The organism is Sediminihaliea albiluteola (genome assembly GCF_014077625.1).
Taxonomy (GTDB): domain Bacteria; phylum Pseudomonadota; class Gammaproteobacteria; order Pseudomonadales; family Halieaceae; genus Sediminihaliea; species Sediminihaliea albiluteola.
Window position 1 is genome coordinate 205,359 of record NZ_JACFXU010000018.1, and the last position, 19,804, is coordinate 225,162.

The following is a 19,804-nucleotide window of genomic DNA, read 5'->3' on the forward strand; positions in this document are numbered from 1 at the left end:
ACGATGGCGGCCACGACCTTTTATTGGCACGACTACGAGACCTTTGGGGTCGATCCCGCGCGGGATCGGCCGGTGCAATTTGCCGGCTTGCGCACGGATGCGCAGCTCAATCCCATCGGTGAGCCGCTGGTTATTTATGCCCGCCCGGCAGATGATTATCTGCCGCATCCAAAGGCCTGCCTAGTAACCGGAATCACTCCCCAGGAGGCTTTGGCAAAAGGCCTGCCGGAGCGTGAATTTATCCGTCTGATACATGAGGAACTGGCGCAGCCCGGGACCTGTGGAGTGGGCTATAACTCACTGCGCTTTGACGACGAAGTGACCCGTTACACCCTGTACCGCAACTTTTACGACCCCTATGCCCGGGAGTGGCAAAACGGCAATTCTCGCTGGGATATCATCGATATGCTGCGGGCGGCTTATGCCCTGCGCCCAGAGGGGATTGTATGGCCGCAGCGTGAAGACGGTTTGGTCAGCTTTAAGTTGGAGGAGCTGACCGCGGCCAACGGCATCAGCCACGAAGCCGCCCATGATGCGCTGTCCGATGTGCATGCCACCATTGCCGTGGCGCGCTTAGTGCGGGAGAAGCAGCCGCGGCTCTATGACTATGTTGTAAACCACCGCGATAAAGCTTCAGCGCGGCAAATGTTGGATATTCCCGCGATGAAGCCGGTGCTGCATGTCTCTGGCATGTTCGGCGCAGAGCGCTTCAATACGGCTTTGGTGGTGCCTTTGGCACAGCACCCGAGTAACAGCAATGAAGTGATTTGCTATGACTTGAGTGTCGACCCAAGCCCTTTAGCTGAGCTCGATGTCGAGACAATTCAGCAGCTGCTTTACACCCGCGCTGTTGATTTACCCGAAGGGCGGCAGCGCCCGGGCTTAAAGACCATTCATCTCAACCGCTGCCCATTGTTGGTTACAGCCAAAATGGCCAGCCCCGAGGTGGCGGCGCGTATCGGCCTAGATGGCGCCACCTGCCGGGCTAATCTGGCGGCACTGCGCGCCCAGCGTGAGGCAGATAGCGCAGCCTTTAGTCAAAAAATACAAGCGATCTACGCCGAGCGGCAGTTCGAGCCAATCACTGATCCGGAGCGCATGCTGTACAGCGGCGGTTTTTTCCCTGAGCAAGACAAGCGCAATATGGCGCGGGTGCGCGAGGCAAGCCCAGAGCAATTGGCCCAGCAGAGCTTTCCTTTTGAGGATGCGCGCCTCCCCGAGCTGCTGTTCCGCTATCGCGCACGCAACCACCCTGAAACACTCAATGAGCTAGAGCGCGAGCAGTGGGAAGAGTTTCGCTTCCTGCGACTCACCGACCCTGAAGCGGGTGCCGCGCTGTGTATGGAAGAATTTCATGAGCTGATTGAGCAGATGTTGGCCGCTGACGACCTGCCAGCGGATGATCAAGCACTGCTGCAGCAGCTACTCGATTACGGCGACTCACTACTGGCCTAGTGAACTACTACCAGTTCGCCATGCACCGATGGGCATAGGGCAGCGACTGCCCCTATAATGCAGCCATCACAATTTGTATGGGAGTTAGACCCGCGTGCAGTTTGCCGGTAGCCACATCCTCTCCGTCAGTCAGTTCGAGCGTCCTGATGTGCAGCGCATCTTTGCCGTCGCTGATCGTATGCAACCTTATGCCCACCGTCAGCGAGTGACCAAAGTGCTCGACGGTGCGATCCTCGGTTCTATGTTCTTTGAGCCAAGCACTCGGACTCGGGTCAGTTTTGGCAGTGCTTTTAACCTCTTGGGTGGTGAGGTGCGTGAAACCACTGGTATTGAAAACTCCGCAATCGCCAAAGGCGAATCGCTGTACGACACCGCCCGGGTGCTCAGCGGCTACTCCGATGTGATCGCCATGCGCCACCCGGCGGCGGGTTCGGTGGCAGAGTTTGCCGCCGCCAGTCGCGTTCCTGTGATAAATGGCGGCGATGGTGCTAATGAGCACCCCAGCCAAGCGCTGCTCGACCTGTATACCATTAAGAGTGAGTTAGCGGGCCGCGGCCGTGGCATCGACCGTTTGCGTATTGCTATGGTGGGCGACTTGCGCCATGGCCGCACGGTGCATTCACTGTGCAAGTTGATGTGTTTGTTCGACGATATTCAAGTGGTTTTGGTTTCGCCACAGGAGCTGCGTATGCCCGGTGAGATTGTTGAGCAGCTGCGTCAGTCCGGTCACAAGGTGCTGGAGTCGGATGTGTTGGAGGCGAGTATTGCGCATGTGGATATTGTCTACTCCACCCGTATCCAGGAAGAGCGCTTCAGTAGCCAACAGGAGGCTGACCTGTACCGCGGGCGCTTCCGCTTAAATCAGAGCATTTACACCGAGCACTGCGAACCGAATACCGTCATTATGCATCCGCTGCCGCGGGATTCGCGTGATACCGCGCGGGAGCTGGACGACGATCTTAATGACAACCCCAACCTAGCCATTTTCCGCCAGACGGATAACGGCGTATTAGTGCGCATGGCATTATTCGCCCTGGTGCTGGATGTGGTTGATCTGGTCGACAGCTGCGCTCGCGATGTGAATTGGTACACCGCAGGGCGCTTCTAATGTCAGCACGCTGCTGTTCTAGGGCTGTTACAGAGTGAGTACTGAGGCCGATAAAAAAGTGACGAAAGCGGCGCCGGGTCTGCTCCGCTCCAGTGCCTTGGTGGGCAGCATGACCATGATGTCGCGGGTCTTGGGCTTGCTGCGCGATGTGGTCATCGCTGCAACCGTGGGCGCCAGCGCTTATGCTGACGCCTTTTTTGTGGCCTTCAAAATTCCCAATTTTTTGCGCCGCCTATTTGCCGAGGGCGCCTTTGCCCAGGCCTTTGTGCCAGTGCTGGCCGATTACCGCGAGCAGGGCAGCTTGAATGCCGTGCAGGCTTTAGTGAACCGGGTCTCGGGGGTGCTCGGTGGCACCCTGATTATGGTCACCACCCTAGCAGTGCTGGCAGCGCCATTGGTGGCGGGACTTTTTGCCCCAGGCTTTCTGGGCGATAGCGATAAGTTCCAAGCCACTACGGAACTGATTCGCATTACCTTTCCCTATCTGTTGTTGATTTCCATGACCGGCTTCTGCGGCGCTATCCTCAACAGCTATGGCCGTTTTGCAGTGCCGGCCTTTACCCCAGTATTTTTGAACTTATCCCTGATTGTGGCGGCTCTAGTTGCGGCCCCTTGGTTTGCTGAACCCGTATATGCCTTAGCTTGGGGAGTGCTGATTGCCGGGCTGTTGCAGCTCTTGTTTCAGCTGCCTTCACTGTATCGGATTGATCTGGTGCCGCGTCCTATCTGGGACACTCAGCACCCCGGAGTGCGGCGTATTCTCCGCCTAATGGTGCCGGCTTTGTTTGGGGTGTCGGTCAGCCAGATTAACTTGCTGCTCGATACGGTATTGGCCTCTTTTTTGCCTACCGGCAGTGTGTCCTGGCTCTATTACTCTGATCGTCTGACGGAGTTGCCGCTGGGGGTCTTTGGTATTGCAGTTGCCACAGTGATTCTGCCAAGTCTCTCTGCACACCGCGCCGGTGCGCGCAGCGAAGACTTTACTCTGACCCTCGATTGGGCGGTGCGCATGATTCTGCTGGTGGCGGTGCCCGCGGCAGTGGCACTGATATTACTCGCCCAGCCGATTTTGATTACCTTGTTTCAATACGGTGCGCTCAGTGCCCACGATGTCTCGATGGCTAGTTTAAGCCTGCAGGCCTATTGCCTAGGGCTTATTGCCTTTATGCTGATCAAGGTACTGGCACCAGGCTTTTATGCCCGCCAGGACATGGTCACGCCGGTAAAAATTGGTATTAAGGCAATGGTTGCCAACATGCTGCTAAATGTTGCTTTTGTGCTGCCCTTGTACTTCTATTTTGATATTGGCCATGTCGGCTTGGCGCTGGCCACCAGTGCCTCGGCATGGCTTAACGCGGCCTTGTTACTGCGTGGTCTGCTGCGGGAGGGGGTGTACCGATTCCAGCCCGGCTGGGGGCTATACCTGCTGCGCTTACTAGCCGCCACTGCGGCCATGGCCCTGGCAGCCTGGGCTTTGAGTCCGGATTTGGGCGACTTGCAGGCGCTTAATTGGTATCAGCGAGCGCTGCAAATAGCCGTGGTTTGTATCGGCGGGGGAGTAGCCTATCTGCTGGCACATTTCGTCCTCGGTAGTCGTTTTCAGCAGCTGCGCAGCCCGCGCGTGGCCTGATTGGGCTAGGCTCAGGGCAAATTGCCAGCCCGCGCCATAGGATACGCGGGGCTATTTCAGTATACTTCAGGCTTTGTTTTAACTGGGCAACTACCCTGCTATGGAGCTGATTCGAGGCCTGCATAACCTGCAGCCCAGACACCGCGGTTGCGTGGCCACTATCGGGGCCTTCGACGGCGTACACCTGGGGCATCAGGCGGTCATTCGACACCTACTGGAAAAGGCTCGAGAACTGGGCCTGCCATCAGTGGTGATCGTGTTTGAGCCGCTACCCAGAGAATATTTGACGCCCTTAGCTGCGCCCGCTCGCTTGATGAGCTTTCGCGAGAAGTTCGCGGCCCTGTCGGATATGGGAGTGGAGCGTGTACTGCGCATTCGCTTTAGCGAGCAGTTGCGTAATAAAAGTGCTCAGTCCTTTGTCGATGAGGTATTTGTCGAGGGGCTGGGAGTGCGCTACATCGTGCTGGGTGATGATTTTCGCTTCGGCAACGATCGCCAAGGCGACGCCGAGTTTATTAAGGCTCAGGGGCCCCGCAATAACTACCAGGCTGGGGCCACAGAGACTCTGGAGTTTGACGGTGAGCGAGTCAGTAGTACTCGTATCCGCAAGGCTTTAGAAGAAGCTGATTTTGAGCTCGCCGAAGCCTTGCTAAGCCGCCCTTATAGCATCGCTGGCAAGGTGGTCTATGGCCGTCAGCTCGGTGGTCAGCTGGGTTTTCCTACGGCGAACTTGCAGCTGCACCGCTTGCGCGCCGCCCTATCTGGGGTGTTTGTGGTGTCAGTCGAGGGCCCTGGTTTAGCAGGGGCCAAGGGCGTGGCCAATGTGGGCACACGGCCGACAGTAGACGAGAGCATCAAAGCGAATCTAGAAGTGCACCTGCTTGATATCGACGTCAACCTGTATGGCAAGCACATCAAAGTCACCTTCCTGCACAAGCTGCGGGAGGAGCAAAAATTTGCCTCGGTAGAACAGCTACGTGAGCAGATTGCCAAGGATATCACCACCGCCCGGGAATGGTTTGCCGGGCAGGACTAAGTGAAGTGAGGCCCTAGAGGGCTATCGCGACAACATGAGAGAACTATGAGCGACTATAAAGATACGCTGAACCTGCCGAAAACGGCTTTCCCCATGAAGGCCAGTTTAGCCCAGCGCGAGCCGCAGCGTTTAAAGCAGTGGGCAGATATGGACCTATACGGCAAAATTCGTGAGCACAGTGCCGGGCGACCGAGCTTCATCCTGCACGATGGCCCCCCCTATGCTAACGGTGAATTGCATTTGGGCCACGCCGTAAACAAGGTTCTCAAAGATATCATTATCAAGTCGCGCACCTTGGCGGGCTATGACGCGCCCTACGTGCCGGGCTGGGACTGCCACGGCTTGCCGATTGAGCTAAATGTAGAGAAGAAATCTGGCAAACCCGGGGTGAAAATCACTGCTGCTGAGTTCCGTCAGAAGTGCCGTGAGTACGCCGCGCGGCAAGTGGATGGGCAGCGCAAAGAGTTTATCCGCATGGGGGTTTTGGGTGATTGGTTCGACCCATACCTAACCATGAACTTTGGCTTTGAAGCCAATATCGTTCGCACCCTGTCGCGTATCATCGACAATGGTCATCTGCACAAAGGTTTCAAACCCGTGCACTGGTGTACGGACTGTGGCTCGGCCTTGGCTGAAGCTGAAGTGGAATACAAAGACAAGTTTTCGCCAGCGATTGACGTCGCCTACGAGGCGGTTGATGCCGCTGCTATCAGTGCTGCCTGTGAGAGCGACTACAGTGGCGCCATCGCGGTGCCGATATGGACCACAACGCCTTGGACACTGCCCGCTAGTATGGCGGTAAGCCTCCACCCCGAGCTGGATTATGTATTGATTGCTGCTGAGGGGCGAGCGCTCTTAGTTGCCGAAGAGTTGGCTGAGTCCTGTGCGCAGCGCTTTGGTTTAGCGAAGCTTGAAATTCTGGGCCGTTGTCAGGGGCGGGCGCTGGAGCGACAGGCCCTGCAGCACCCCTTCTTGGAGCGGCGGGTGCCTATCATACTGGGCGAGCACGTCACGACCGAGGCGGGTACAGGTGCGGTACACACTGCCCCAGCTCACGGTCAAGATGACTTTATAGTAGCTCAGCACTACGGAGTGGAGGTGTACAACCCGGTCGGTGGCAATGGCGTCTACCTGCCAGACACCGAGTTCTTTGCTGGACAGCATGTGTTCAAAGCCAATGATGCCGTGGTCGAGTTGCTGCAGGAGCGCGCTGCGCTGTTGCACCACGAATCTTACGAGCACTCCTATCCGCACTGTTGGCGCCACAAGAGCCCGATTATTTTCCGCGCGACACCGCAGTGGTTTGTCAGCATGGGGCAAAATGGCTTGCTCAATGATGCGCTGGACGCGGTTGAACAGGTGCAGTGGCTGCCCGGGTGGGGGAAATCTCGCATCGACGCCATGCTGGCTAATCGCCCGGATTGGTGTATTTCGCGTCAACGCACCTGGGGGGTGCCAATTGCACTGTTTATCCACAAAGAAAGTGGTGAACTGCACCCGCGCACGAGCGAGTTAATGGAACAGGTTGCCCAGCGTATAGAAGCTGCCGGTATCGAGGCTTGGTTTGATCTGGACCCTGCTGAATTGTTAGGCGAAGAGGCCGCTCACTACGACAAGGTCACCGATACCCTCGATGTGTGGTTTGACTCAGGGGTCACTCATGCCTGCGTACTGCGCGAGCGCGATGGTTTGCGAGCACCTGCCGATCTGTATTTGGAGGGCTCCGACCAACACCGGGGCTGGTTCCAATCCTCTCTGCTAACCAGTATTGGCGCTTATCATGAGGCGCCCTATAAAACGGTACTGACCCACGGCTTCACGGTAGATTCTGAAGGCCGTAAGATGTCTAAGTCGATCGGTAATATCATTGCGCCGAAGACGGTGATGAATGATCTCGGTGCCGATATCCTGCGCTTGTGGGTGGCCGCTACGGATTACCGTGGCGAGTTGACCGTGTCCGATGAGATTCTCAAGCGCACTGCAGATGCTTACCGCCGCATACGTAATACAGCGCGCTTTTTGCTGTCTAACCTGAACGGTTTTAATCCGACTAGCGATGTTTTGCCCGCCGAAGAGATGCTATCGCTAGATCGCTGGGCGGTGGACCGGGCAGCTCGTTTGCAACGGGAAATTGAACAGGCTTACGAGAACTATCAGTTCCATCAGATTTATCAAAAACTGCACCACTTCTGCGCCAATGATTTGGGTGGTTTCTATCTCGATGTAATCAAAGATCGCCAGTACACCACCCAGAGTGACAGTGTGGCGCGACGCTCCGCTCAGACTGCCATGTATCACGTCGCTGAGGCGCTAGTGCGCTGGGTGGCCCCGATACTTAGCTTTACTGCCGAAGAAATCTGGGAAAACCTGCCCGGCGAGCGTGCCGAATCGGTATTTTTGGCTCATCACTACGAGCATCTGGCGCAGCTGCCTGACACTGTCGCCATGGGCCGAGAGTACTGGGAGTCGGTTATGGCAGTGCGCAGCGCGGTGAACCGCGAGATTGAAGTACAGCGGGCAGCCGGTACCGTGCGCGGCTCACTGGACACCATCGTAACGCTGTACTGTGATGAGTCATTGCTGGAACTACTGCAGCCTCTAGCACAGGAGCTGCGCTTTGTGTTGATTACTTCTGGGGCCGAGTTGGCCGCTTTAGATACGGCGCCTAGCAAGGCCGCTGCGACGGAGCTTTCCGGCTTGCGTTTGACTGTGGCAGTCTCAACAGATGAGAAGTGTGAGCGCTGCTGGCACCGTCGCCCGGACGTGGGCACTCACAGCGAGCATGAGACCTTGTGTGGTCGCTGTATCGACAATATCGAAGGTCCCGGTGAGCAGCGCCGCTTTGCCTAATACAGCGTCAATATCGAATGGCCTACGGGCTTGGCCTTGGTATGTCTTGGCAATCGCGGTCATAGGGCTAGATCAATACACTAAGGCACTGGCTACTGCGACACTGCACTATGGTCAGCCATTGCCGGTGTGGTCCTGGTTTAACCTGACCCTGCAACATAACACCGGTGCGGCTTTTAGCTTTCTCAGTGATGCCGGCGGTTGGCAGCGCTACTTTTTTACGGCTATTGCTTGGGTGGTGAGCTCAGTTCTTGTGGTTTGGATTTACCGCTTACCCCGTGGCCATAATTTGTTGGCACTGAGCTTAGCGCTAATACTGGGTGGTGCGATAGGCAATGTCTGGGATCGTATGATGCTAGGCTATGTGGTCGACTTCATTTCTGTTCACTACCAGAACAGCTATTTTCCGGCCTTTAACCTGGCCGATGCCGCGATTAGCGCCGGTGCCGTCGGTATGGTGCTGGATAGTTTTCGAGTTCGCTCGCCGGCGGATGAACAAGTCATTAAGGAGTAGGGCGCAATGAGCACTCAGAATGTAGCCGTCAGTGAGGGCACACGTGTGTTTCTTAACTTCTCAGTCAGTCTGGAAGATGGCTCAGAAGTTGATTCCAACTTTGGTGGCGAGCCGGTGGACTTTGTCATCGGTGACGGCAGCCTTCTGCCCAGCTTTGAAAAGCTGATATTTGGTATGTCACCCGGTGATCGCCAGCTGTTTACCGTAGAGCCGGAAAATGCCTTTGGTCAACCGAATGACAACAACGTACAGTTGATTCCGCGCAGTCATTTCGAGGAGGGCGCTGAGCTGCAAGTTGGCCTGGTATTCTCGTTTGCTGATGCCAGTGGCGCTGAGCTGCCCGGTGTGATTGCGGCGATTGATGATGAGGAAGTCTCGGTGGACTTCAATCACCCCCTCGCCGGGCGGACCATCTTGTTTGATGTGCAGATTCATCGAGTGGAACCCACCGAGCTGCACTAAGGGAGCTAAGATTATGGATATTCAGCTTGCCAACCCGCGCGGCTTTTGCGCCGGTGTCGACCGCGCCATCGATATTGTTAATCGAGCCTTGGAGCTGTTCGGAAGCCCGATTTATGTGCGCCACGAAGTGGTTCACAACAAATTTGTGGTGGAGGATTTGCGCGATCGTGGGGCGGTATTTGTTGAAGAGCTCCACGAAGTACCCGACGATAAAATAGTGATATTTAGTGCTCACGGAGTGTCCAAAGCGGTGCGCGCTGACGCCGAACAGCGCGGCCTGAAAGTCTTTGATGCTACCTGTCCACTGGTTACTAAAGTGCATATGGAGGTGGCGCGTTACAGTACTCAGGGGCGCGAATGTGTGCTCATTGGCCACCGTGGCCACCCCGAGGTTGAAGGCACCATGGGCCAATACGACCACAGCGCCGGTGGCGAAATTTATCTGGTAGAAGATGAAGCTCAGGCTATGGCACTGGAGGTGCGCGATCCTGATCAATTGTGCTATGTCACACAGACGACGCTGTCGATGGATGATACGGCTCGGGTGATTGATGCATTGCGTTTGCGCTTCCCCAAAATAGAAGGGCCGCGCAAAAACGATATCTGCTATGCCACCCAGAACCGGCAGGACGCAGTTAAGCAACTGGCCGTTGATTGTGATTTGGTCTTGGTAGTGGGCTCGCCCAACAGCTCAAACTCTAATCGTCTGCGAGAGCTAGCAGAGCGCATGGGTGCAGAGGCACACTTAGTTGATGGTGCCGAAGATATCAATCCAGATTGGTTGTCAGGCAAAACAAAGATCGGTATTACAGCGGGCGCTTCGGCACCGGAAGTCTTAGTGCGAGAGGTCGTTGATGGCCTGCAAGCACTCGGCGCTAATGCCCCTAAAGAACTGCCAGGGCGCCCTGAAAATGTGACCTTCACCCTACCTAAAGAATTACGAATTATCGCTAAAAACCTCTAAGACTCTCGGCCTTGCCTGCAGGGCCTTTCTTCTCTTAGTTCTCATTAGCCGCCATTAGTGGGCGGCTTTCGTCATATTATTCCTTTTTCTGGCGCTTCCTCTTACTTGGCTTAAGCTTCCCTTACCGGCATGAGCACAGTGATATTGGAGGTGCCCAGTGAGCAGGAAGTTTCCCGCTGCCCCTTGCGCGGGTTTGACTCTCATCGAGCTAGTAATAGTGCTAGCGGTATTGTCGATCGTCGTCATGGTCACTGCGACACCGATGCGCAATGTGATAGAGGCGACACGGCTTCGTTCCGAGGCGGCTCGGGTGCAGCTCGCGATCAATTTAGCCCGTTCTGAAGCTGTGGCGCGCAATTTGCCGATTAGCTTGTGTCCTTCTTCATACAGTCGCTCGCAGGAGCTCAAGTGTGACGGTGACTACCGTGATGGCTGGCTCGTATTTGCCGGTGCCGGCCGAAAAGCGGGCTCTAAAGTGGAGCAGGCGGAGCTCATCCGGGCCTTTGAGCCGATGCCAGATGGATATTGGTTGAGTAAGCGCAGTGGCACAGCGCTGCTAGATAGCAGCTTTACTTACTTTGCTGATGGCACAGCCCAAGGCAACCTAACAATGATGGTCTGTTCTGCTAGGTCGAGTGACACCTGGAGTGTGGTGATCAATCAAGTGGGCCGTGCGCGCTTGGCCCGCAATTGGGGCAGCTGTCCGAGCACTGTGTGATGAATCGGCGAATCCATAGTGCTAGCTGTTACAAAGCCAAGGGGCAGCGCGCTGTTGGATTGATAGAGGTACTGATTGCCATGTTGGTATTGGCGCTTGGATTACTCGGTTTAATGAGGATGCAGCTGGCGGCTAAGCAAGCTGCTTTTGAAGCCGCTCAGCGCACAGTGGCGACAAACTTGGCCAGAGATTTACTGGAGCGAATGCGCAGCAATCCGACTCAGCTTGATGCTTACAGCGTCAGTGAACTTGGCACAACTAGCACACTGAGCGCCGCTGTGAACTGTGCACAGCAGAGTTGCGCTGCAGATCAACTAGCCCGCTACGATCTTTACGACTGGCACCAAGCCCTACTCGGGCGAACGGCAGAGTTCAAGCTAGGTGGCGCCGCGTTCAACAGTGCTGGATTGGTCGAGCCGCGTGCATGCGTTAACCACAGTGCTGGTGAAGTGTCGGTGGCAATCGCTTGGCGCGGCACAGAGCTGATCACCGCAGCAAATAGCAGCGATGACAGCTACGCTTCAGATTGTGGCACAAATCAAGGTTTGTATGGCGATGCTGATCGACAGCGCCGCTTGCTCGTTCTCAATACCTATATTGGGAAACCTTGAGATGCATAGGCTGCGCCCAGATAGCTCGTGGGGATACTCATTGCTTGAGTTGTTGGTGGCGATGGTCTTAGGGCTGCTACTGAGCGCGGCCTTAATCGTGGTTTATCTCGAGAGTAAACGAAACTTTCTGATCGAGGATGAGATGGCGCGCATGCAGGAAAATGGCCGCTTTGCCTTGAGTCTATTGTCGCGGGAGTTAAGCCTCGCCAATTTTTTTGCTGGTCAGCATCATATTTTTTCACAGCTGCTACCTCAGACAGCACCAAGTTGTGGTGCTGCAAAGGCTTGGGCCCTGTCGCCTGTGCCTGCCTTGGACTTAATTAAAGAGGGCGCTGCGGCAAGCTTGCTCACAGTCAACGAACTTGCCTTGGGTTGTTTAGGCTCTGTTGCCAAAGATATTCAGCCTGGCACGGATATCTTAGCTATTAAGCGCACAGCCACTGAGCCAAGCCTTGAAAACGGTGTTTTGCCTGCCGGTCTTAGCGGGGCAAAAGAGAGTCAGTGGTATTTGCGAGTTGCCGATTATGGCGCAGAGCTGAGTTGGCGATATATTGCTGAAAATGAAAATTTTCCTAGTGCCGATATGGCAGCGGACTCCGCTGTAGATTATTGGGAAGTTTACGCCAATATCTTTTTTATTCGCAGCTATTCAAATAAGGGTGATGCAGTGCCCACGCTGTGTACCGAGCGCCTGTCAGCTAACAGCATGGGGCCTGTTGAGTGTTTGGTTGAGGGGCTGCAGAGTTTACACCTAGAGTTTGGTGTCGACAGCGATGGCGATGGGATTGCCAATTACTATACGGCCAGCCCGAGCGCTACCGAGCTCGAGCGCTCGGTAATAGCTAAGTTGTATTTACTGCTGCGCAGCTTGCAGCCCATTGCGGGCTACCACAACAGCAAAGTCTATCAGCTGGGTCAAAAAACCTATCCCGCATTTAACGATGCTTACTTGAGGCAAGTTTACTCACGTTCGGTTCAGCTGCGAAATTCACTAGCGCTCAGGCAGAGCTGGAATGATGACTAGCTTGTTACAAGCTAAGCACCAGCAGCAAGGAGCTATCTTATTGCTGTCTTTGGTGTTCCTGCTGTTATTGGCAATAGTAGCTAGCACCGTGGCTCGCACTAGCACTTTGCAATTGCAGATGGCAGGTAACGAGCAGTTTCGCCAAGCGGCATCTCAGAAGGCCCAAGCGGTGGTGAGTGCGCTTATCGAGAGCGAAGCTAACTTTCCTTTATATGGCGGCATTGGTCACAGCTTATGTGATAGCGCCAGTGTCTGTGACGAAAATACTTTAGCAGTGGCTATGTCTACTGAGGCCGTGCCCGATGGCGTTGCTTTGCACTATCAGGTCCAGCGTAAAGGGCCATTACTGCTCGATAGCTTGCCATATCGAGCCGCCGAGCAGAGTGCCATCAGTAGCCGGCATTTTGATCTCGCATTATTTGAGGTGTCTGCAGAAGTGGATGGCCGCTCAGTAAGGCAAGGTCATGCCAGAGTGGTGGAGGGTATCGCGCGGCGAGTTTCTGCGCAGTAGTGGCAGGGAGTTGGAGATGAAGCAGCAACTGATCAGAGTGATTGTATTGGCGGTGACGGCGGCTATGGCATCGGCCGATGATATTGATATTTACCTGAGTGAAGGGCCGTCAAGCCAGCCGTATTTGTTTTTAATTTTGGATGTCAGTGAGCAGGCATTTGAGACAGTGTGTGCGAGGACTGAAGATTGCGCGCCGCCTTACCTGAGCCCCGCGGCCTATGACAAGCTCATCGAACTGGGCGCGGCTGAGAATTCGCCGGTGACTCGCCTAGCCCTGTTTCGGGCGGTATTCGCTGCAGTGCTAGAGAGGCCAGAACTGGACGGACTCCAGCTTGCAATCGGCGTTTCCAACTGGGGGCAGGGCGCTAGTTTGTTATCTGGCTACCAGCCTGTGGCTACAGCGCGGAAGGACTTGATCAATATTTTATCAGCCCTGCCTGAACAGATGGATGCCGATGAGCCGCATAAATTTAATCCGGTAGCGGCATACCTTGAGTGGTACCACTATTTAAATGGCGAAGCAGTGCTGTATGGCAATCAAAGTAAAGGCAATTTCCAGGGCAGTGAGCAGCCCAGTTATGATGCAGCGATTATAGATGGAGCCTTTTACCGCTCACCCTTTAGTGACCCAGAGGCATGCCCCCGTTTGCTGTCGCTGCTGATGAGTATGCAGAGCGAAACAGAGCTAAATGCAGCAGTTCCACTAGATCTACAAGACATAGCCACAGCCTTTCCTGCGGCCGGACTCAGTTCCATAGAACAGGTCCTAGAGGTTTTGCATGAGGCAGATAGGGATTTACTGCCGGGGGTCAATGGCCGGCAAAGTCTTGAGAAAACATGGCTGGTGGTCCCGGGCGAGCATCAGAGCACTAGCAGTTTAGCGCAGGTAGCTGGGACAACGACGCCCTTGAGTCTTGCTGCGCCACAAGACTTAGAGCAGGCTTTGATATCAGTGATGGAGCAGGCGGTGAACACTTCGAGCACGCTGCTTGCCCCATCTGCGCCAATGCCTATGTCAGTGTGGGGTGAGTCACTCGATCAACTGTATGTGCCATTGTTTGAAGCACAGGATCAAGTGAGCTGGCCTGGAAACATTAAACGCTTAAAGCTGACTCGAACAAGTAGTGAGAGCGGAGCAGCAAGAGACGAATTTAGCGGCATCGTTGATGTGAAGGGTACAACAGCTATTGAAACAACTGCTGATCAGCGAGTTCAGATCCGTTTTGACGCACTGAGTTTTTGGACAGATGTTAGCAGTTTGCCGCCTGCAACTAGTTCTGATGTGCCTGAGGGTGCCGATGGGCGAGTAGTGACCCGGGGTGGGGCCGGCCAAAAAATTCCCGGTTTTATAGCAAGCAGCGGCGATGAGCTCGGTGATAGTAATAGCGAGTTCAGCCGCCAGCTCTATACAGAGCCCGCGCTGCTTACCAATGGCACAGACAATCTTTTGCTGCCCTTCAATGCAACGCTTGCCACACTGAGCTTGCTGCCAGATCTGCCCTCGGATTTAGCTACAGCTTCGGTAGAGGAAACACTCGACATGATCCGTTGGGCGCGAGGGCAGGATCGTGATGATATTGATAATGATGGCAGTCGAAGTGATCCGCGCCCGTGGATCTTAGGCGATGTATTGCACTCTCGCCCGCTCGCAATAAATTACGGTGCCACACCAGGTTACAGTGCCGAGGAACCGAATGTGCGCGTGTTCTTTGGCAGCGGTGACGGCATTTTTCATGTTCTTGAAAGCAGCAGTAGCAGTGGTCAGCCTAGTGGGCGAGAGCTCTACGGGTTTTTGCCCAGAGATACTCTGGGCATACTGGCACACAAGCGGGCTAATACACGTGCTGCTAGGTATATGTCTTATGGCGTTGATGGTGCTGCCGTGGCTATGACACGTGACGTGAATCAGGATGGGCACCTGCGGGCTGCTGATGGGGATGAGGTTTTGGTCTATTTTGGTCTGCGACGAGGAGGCTCAAGTTACTACGCTTTAGATGTCAGCGATCCCAGTGTGCCACCTATCCTGCGCTGGAAAGTTTCGCGAACGGAGGGCGGTGATTTTGATCACCTCGCGTTAAGTTTTTCTGAGCCGGTCGTGGGGCGTGTTAAATACGCTGCTACAACGCAGGATGTTGTTGTGTTTGCCGGTGGTTACAACGGAGGTTGGAAGGCAGACTTTAGCGCTAAGATCGGCAAAGATGCAGGCGCTGATACGGATGATATCGGTAATGCTATTTACATCGTTAACGCGCGTAGCGGGGCTTTAATTTGGAAAGCGGTGCCTGGCACGACGGGTGTCAGTAGTAACAGGCATTTCGAGCACAGTGATTTGCTGCACAGTATTCCTTCGAGTGTCACCGCTCTGCGTGATAACAGCGGCAATATCCACCGGCTGTATGTGGGGGATACTGGCGGTGCCCTGTGGCGTGTTGATTTACCCCCTGGAGATGCCCATGACCACCGGGCTAAGAATTGGTCGCTGAGTAAGCTAGCCGAACTTGGCACTAATGAGCCAGATGGGGACCGTCGTTTCTTCCATGCGCCGGATGTAGTGCAAGTGCGAGGCGCCGATGGGCAGCCTTTTGACGGAATACTGATTGCCAGCGGCGATCGGGCGGATCCTAGAAAAACATCTGTGGTAAATGAGCTGTTCTATCTTAAAGACTATCTCTTAAGCTCAGGAGACCCTGCCACGAGATCCCGCCAAGCGCTACAGCGCAGTGATTTAGTGAGTCGCAGTGACTGCGTCTTGGGTAGTGAGAGTGCCTGTGAAGGCGCTGCTCATAACGGCTGGCGTATTGAGCTCAAACAACCTGGAGAAAAAGGTTTATCCAGTCCCCTCACTGTGGGGGGAAAAGTGTTCTTTACTTCTTTTGTAGCACCCACAAAGGTCGATGCTTGTGAGCCAGATCTTGGTCGCGGCTTGCTTTATGTTGTCAACCTGAAAGACGGTAGTGCTGCCTATGGCAGTCAGCGTTTTTATAGCATAGGGCCGGGTATTCCGCCCAGCGTCAGTCTTATCGGCGACACGCTCTTACTCCCCGGTGGCGGAGCAAGCCTGGGTGAAACAGAGGGCGGGCATAGCAAGGGCTTGGATAGCCTCTATGTCATCCCCGATCGGGGCTTGTTTCGCCTTTATTGGCGAGAGACTGATATTGATAAGTTATGAAAAGCACAGCGCAGTGGCGCCTCAAAGACCCCGGCTGCCCAGGCTTTACACTACTTGAAGTGCTGATTGTCTTGGCCATTATTAGTTTTTTATCACTTGTCGTTTTGCCAAGTTATCAACAGCAGGTGTTAAAAACCAAGCGCACAGTAGCAAGCTCAGCACTGGAAGCGCTGCGGACACGCCAAGAGCAGTTTTTTATTAACAATAGGCAGTATGCGACAGAGTTGCACAGTCTGGGCTTTAGTGCCTCTCCCGCTGCAATCAATGAGAGTGGCGATGAGGTTGCAGTCACTGCGCCTGATCGCATTTATATTATTTCTTTAGAGCCAGATAAAGACGACCCCTACGATTACCGTTTGCAAGCTGTGCCGCAGTTGGCTCAGGCTAAAGATACTCGCTGTGCTTCCTTAAGCTTGACTGGCAAAGGCCTGCGCGCTTCTAAGCCCGCTAGTGTGAAGGAATGCTGGTAGCGCAAGAGGCACATGATGTTTTCCTACGCCGATCCTTAGGGCTGATTGCTGACTGAAGCATTGCGCTAGTCATCCAGCTGTAACTTTTGTAGGCGATAGCGCAGGCTGCGGAAGCTGATGCCGAGTAATTTGGCGGTGGCAGTTTTATTCCAGCGACATTGCTCCAGCGCAGCACTGATGACTTGTCGCTCGATATCTTCTAGATAAGCTTCAAGATTGCCAAAGGCCTCTTCAATTGCCAGTGCTGGGGCAGCTAAATTACTGAGACTAGAAGCAGCAGAGCTGCTACTGGGGCCGCTGGCAAACTGCAGATCAGATGCCTCAATCTGGCGGCCTTCACTCAGTGCCCAGGCCCGCTCAAGAATATTCTCCAGCTCCCTGACGTTGCCAGGGAAGTGGTAATTGTGCATCGCCTCCAGTGCGCAGTTGCTCAGTGTGGCGGGGCCGCCAGGGCTGTCAGCGCTGATGCGAGAGAGAATAGCTTCAGACAGAGCAGGTAGATCGTCTAAGCGCTCCCGCAGGCTAGGCACTTGCAGGTCAATGACATGAATACGGTAGTACAGGTCGTTGCGAAAGCGTCCCGCAGCGACTTCATCAGCCAGGTTTTTATGTGTTGCACTGAGGATGCGAACATCAATCGCCAGCTCTTCATTACCGCCGACGGGGCGCACGGCTTTCTCTTGAATGGCGCGCAGCAGTTTGACCTGCATTGCAAGCGGTAGATCGGCGACCTCATCGAGAAATAGTGTGCCACCATTGGCGCTTTGAAATAGTCCAAGCTTGTCTTTGGCTGCGCCGGTAAAGCTGCCTTTTACGTGTCCGAATAACTCACTTTCCATTAGCTCGGCTGGTATAGCGCCACAGTTTACGGCGATGAAAGCAGCCTCTGCTCGCGGCCCGTGCTGATGAATTAATCTGGCCACCACTTCTTTACCGCTGCCTGACTCCCCATGAATGTGTACCGGCGCCTGACTGCGGGCGAGTTTGTGTATTTGCTGGCGCAAAGTGTTAATAACGGCTGTGTTGCCAATGAGTTGTGCGGTCTTTGCATCATCACTGCTTGGCTCACCGTCAGTCCCGCTGTAGTCGCTTAGGCGCAGGGCACTGCTGACAAGTGTGCGCAGTCGCTCTAGCTCAATGGGCTTAGTGATAAAGTCAAAAGCACCTGCTTTAAGAGCAGTAATCGCAGTCTCGACACTGCCGTGGGCGGTGATCATGGCGACTGGTAAGTTGGGATAGTCGCGCTGGATCAGCTCAACCAAGCTGATGCCATTGCCATCGGGAAGGCGCATGTCGGTGAGACAGAGATCCGCTTGCTCCTGTCGGAGTGCAGATTGGGCTTCGCTGAGCGTGGCGGCACTTTGTGTATTTAGACCCATCCGGCTGAGAGTGATCTCCAGCAGCTCGCGAATCGCGGGTTCATCATCAACAATAAGTACGGTTTGAGTCATGGTTCCAGTCTAATTTAAAGCGCGTTTATTCAGCGCTAGGCGAAAGCAGCTTTGCCCTTCCTTGGTCCTTAGGTAGTTCAGCGTCGCGTTGTTGATCTCGCAGAGTTCTTTGCAGAGATATAGGCCCATCCCGCTGCCCGATTCGACTGTGGTAAAAAAGGGCTCGAAAAGTTTTTCTTCATCCTCCGGTGCTACACCTGGGCCTTCATCAATCACGTCAATTAAACACTGTTCAGTGTCTTCGTTTAAACTGACCTCAATGTGAGCCCGCTCTTGCCCCTTGTGCAAGGCACTGTGCCGTAAGCCGTTATCCAATAAGTTACTGAGTATGCGGCGTAGATTTTCCGGGTCAAACTCGATGACTAAGTCGCGGTAATCACAGTCTACGCTAACTTCTGCGTCGCGGTGGAGAGTGTCGAGATAGTCCTCGACAAAGCGCAGCAACCACTCTCCTAATAGTAGGTACTCGGGTTTGGGTGGCTCTCGGCGAGAAATTTGCATCACGTTTTCGACAATGCGATTCACTCGGCTACTGTGTTCTTGAATAATGTCAGCTAAACGCTGGTCTGCAGTGGCTAGGGCTTCTGATTCCTGCAATAGCTGTGCAGCGTGGCTGATGGCGCCCAGGGGATTGCGGATTTCATGGGCGATGCTGGCAGTCAGGCGACCCAGAGAGCTCAGCTTAAGCGCCTGTGCATGCTGTGTGATCGGCGTATAGTCCTCGATAAAAATGATCGCTTCGCCACTATTTTCAGAGCGCAAGTCACGGAAGTTAGCGATCACCAGTGTCGGGCTGCCATGTACCGAAAAGGGTTGTGCTCGATGCTGGCCAGTACTTTTCCAGTGCTCAAATTGCTCTGCCAGTTGATCACTGTATTCGTGTAGATGGCGCGATGTCACTGAGCGCCCTGGGGCCAGCAGATCGATTGCAGCTTTATTCATTACCCGAACCAAGCGTTCAGAGTTGACCAGTAAAATACCCGTCTGCATATGCTGCACCACTTGTTCGTTCAAGCGCTGCAGGTTGTAGAGGTCGCTGGCGCGACGTTGCGCTAAGTCTTCAACACGGCTTAGGCGCCTGGCAATGGCCTGTACAAGCAGCGATACCACAAAGAGCAGCAGCCCCAGTAGTCCAGCGGGGAATAGTTCATTGATGCTGGCTTGCTGAATGACAATTAGGCGCAGTGTAAGCAATAAAACAGCCAGCACTGATAGCGCCGCAACCAAGGTGGCGATTGTGCTGTTACTGATCATTACTGCACTGGCTGCCACCGTAATCACCAGTAAGATAGGCAAGCCGCTCACCATGCCACCGCTGGCGTCCGCCAGAATAATAATGGCCGCAATATCGACTAGAAAGACAGTAAAAAGATAGCGCTGATGGTGATACCAGCTGGCTGATAAGGAGGCGATCAAGACAATAGTACTAGCAAAGTAGACAGTGGCCACGAAGCTGTATTGTGAGGGGTTAAGCCCACCGACTAACTGTCTTGTGTTCGGGCTAATCCACATCAGCAACAGTACAAGGGATAGCAGCGAGCGGTAGGCGACATAAATGCGAAACAGCGTGCGGCGCTGTTTGCTGCGCCGATAGGCTCTACTTTGAGTCGCTAGCGAAGGCTGGGTCAAGTTGGGTCGATCCCTTACTGTTGTCGATAAGCGTCCAAGCAGACTGCCTTGGACTTTGCCGAGTTATTCTTTGCCGATAGTCTATCAGGACTCCGTGGCAAATGGCGCGGGCTGGCTTGATTCCCTGTGCTCTCCTTGCTGAACTCGCTAGGGCTGGCTATGGCTCGCGCTTTACTTGAAAATACATACTGGCAGTGAGACA

The 19,804-nt window shown here is 54.4% G+C and carries 16 protein-coding genes; 14 read left to right on the top strand and 2 right to left on the bottom strand.

Annotated elements, in window-relative coordinates; translation table 11 throughout:
* Nucleotides 1-3: 3 nt before the first annotated feature.
* The 14 genes from sbcB to H2508_RS14455 all read left to right on the top strand — a co-directional run bounded on the left by sbcB (nucleotide 4) and on the right by H2508_RS14455 (nucleotide 16,522).
* The gene (sbcB, locus tag H2508_RS14390) at nucleotides 4-1,455 is read left to right on the top strand and encodes an exodeoxyribonuclease I (protein ID WP_182175286.1); all 1,452 of its coding nucleotides are present in this window, start codon (nucleotides 4-6) and stop codon (nucleotides 1,453-1,455) included.
* Nucleotides 1,456-1,549: 94 nt separating this feature from the next.
* Nucleotides 1,550-2,563: an aspartate carbamoyltransferase gene (locus H2508_RS14395; RefSeq protein WP_182175289.1), complete on the top strand. Its 1,014-nt coding sequence runs from the start codon at nucleotides 1,550-1,552 to the stop codon at nucleotides 2,561-2,563.
* Nucleotides 2,564-2,597: 34 nt separating this feature from the next.
* The gene (gene murJ / locus H2508_RS14400; protein WP_182175291.1) at nucleotides 2,598-4,193 is read left to right on the top strand and encodes a murein biosynthesis integral membrane protein MurJ; all 1,596 of its coding nucleotides are present in this window, start codon (nucleotides 2,598-2,600) and stop codon (nucleotides 4,191-4,193) included.
* Between the two features lie 100 nt (nucleotides 4,194-4,293).
* Complete coding sequence (gene ribF, locus H2508_RS14405) at nucleotides 4,294-5,229, top strand: bifunctional riboflavin kinase/FAD synthetase (protein ID WP_182175293.1); 936 nt, start codon at nucleotides 4,294-4,296, stop codon at nucleotides 5,227-5,229.
* A 45-nt stretch (nucleotides 5,230-5,274) separates the two neighbouring features.
* Nucleotides 5,275-8,079: an isoleucine--tRNA ligase gene (gene ileS, locus H2508_RS14410; protein WP_182175296.1), complete on the top strand. Its 2,805-nt coding sequence runs from the start codon at nucleotides 5,275-5,277 to the stop codon at nucleotides 8,077-8,079.
* Entirely contained in the window at nucleotides 8,072-8,593 is a 522-nt protein-coding gene (gene lspA / locus H2508_RS14415) for a signal peptidase II (protein WP_235965413.1), read from the top strand. Before ileS ends, lspA begins: the two co-directional genes overlap by 8 nt.
* 6 nt (nucleotides 8,594-8,599) lie before the next feature.
* Nucleotides 8,600-9,055: an FKBP-type peptidyl-prolyl cis-trans isomerase gene (locus tag H2508_RS14420; RefSeq protein WP_182175302.1), complete on the top strand. Its 456-nt coding sequence runs from the start codon at nucleotides 8,600-8,602 to the stop codon at nucleotides 9,053-9,055.
* A gap of 13 nt (nucleotides 9,056-9,068) precedes the next feature.
* Complete coding sequence (ispH, locus tag H2508_RS14425; RefSeq protein WP_182175305.1) at nucleotides 9,069-10,019, top strand: 4-hydroxy-3-methylbut-2-enyl diphosphate reductase; 951 nt, start codon at nucleotides 9,069-9,071, stop codon at nucleotides 10,017-10,019.
* 157 nt (nucleotides 10,020-10,176) lie between these two features.
* Nucleotides 10,177-10,737 carry a GspH/FimT family pseudopilin gene (locus H2508_RS14430; protein WP_182175308.1) on the top strand — a complete coding sequence of 187 codons (561 nt, stop codon included), beginning with the start codon at nucleotides 10,177-10,179 and terminating at the stop codon, nucleotides 10,735-10,737.
* The gene (gene pilV, locus H2508_RS14435; protein ID WP_182175311.1) at nucleotides 10,737-11,348 is read left to right on the top strand and encodes a type IV pilus modification protein PilV; all 612 of its coding nucleotides are present in this window, start codon (nucleotides 10,737-10,739) and stop codon (nucleotides 11,346-11,348) included. The genes H2508_RS14430 and pilV overlap by 1 nt, the downstream gene beginning before the upstream one ends.
* A gap of 40 nt (nucleotides 11,349-11,388) precedes the next feature.
* Nucleotides 11,389-12,372, top strand: a complete 984-nt coding sequence (locus H2508_RS14440) for a PilW family protein (protein WP_182175313.1) — start codon at nucleotides 11,389-11,391, stop codon at nucleotides 12,370-12,372.
* Nucleotides 12,362-12,883 (top strand): PilX N-terminal domain-containing pilus assembly protein, encoded by a 522-nt coding sequence (locus H2508_RS14445; RefSeq protein ID WP_182175315.1) that lies wholly within the window; start codon nucleotides 12,362-12,364, stop codon nucleotides 12,881-12,883. The genes H2508_RS14440 and H2508_RS14445 overlap by 11 nt, the downstream gene beginning before the upstream one ends.
* A complete protein-coding gene (locus H2508_RS14450; protein ID WP_182175317.1) occupies nucleotides 12,837-16,052 on the top strand; it encodes a pilus assembly protein in 3,216 nt (1,071 codons plus the stop codon). Before H2508_RS14445 ends, H2508_RS14450 begins: the two co-directional genes overlap by 47 nt.
* The gene (locus H2508_RS14455) at nucleotides 16,049-16,522 is read left to right on the top strand and encodes a type IV pilin protein (protein WP_182175319.1); all 474 of its coding nucleotides are present in this window, start codon (nucleotides 16,049-16,051) and stop codon (nucleotides 16,520-16,522) included. Before H2508_RS14450 ends, H2508_RS14455 begins: the two co-directional genes overlap by 4 nt.
* A 65-nt stretch (nucleotides 16,523-16,587) precedes the next feature.
* Here H2508_RS14455 and H2508_RS14460 read toward each other — a convergent pair whose 3' ends face one another.
* Both H2508_RS14460 and H2508_RS14465 read right to left on the bottom strand, forming a co-directional pair.
* Nucleotides 16,588-17,973 (bottom strand): sigma-54-dependent transcriptional regulator, encoded by a 1,386-nt coding sequence (locus H2508_RS14460; RefSeq protein WP_182175321.1) that lies wholly within the window; start codon nucleotides 17,971-17,973, stop codon nucleotides 16,588-16,590.
* A 9-nt stretch (nucleotides 17,974-17,982) separates the two neighbouring features.
* The gene (locus H2508_RS14465; RefSeq protein ID WP_235965415.1) at nucleotides 17,983-19,602 is read right to left on the bottom strand and encodes a sensor histidine kinase; all 1,620 of its coding nucleotides are present in this window, start codon (nucleotides 19,600-19,602) and stop codon (nucleotides 17,983-17,985) included.
* Between the last annotated feature and the right edge of the window lie 202 nt (nucleotides 19,603-19,804).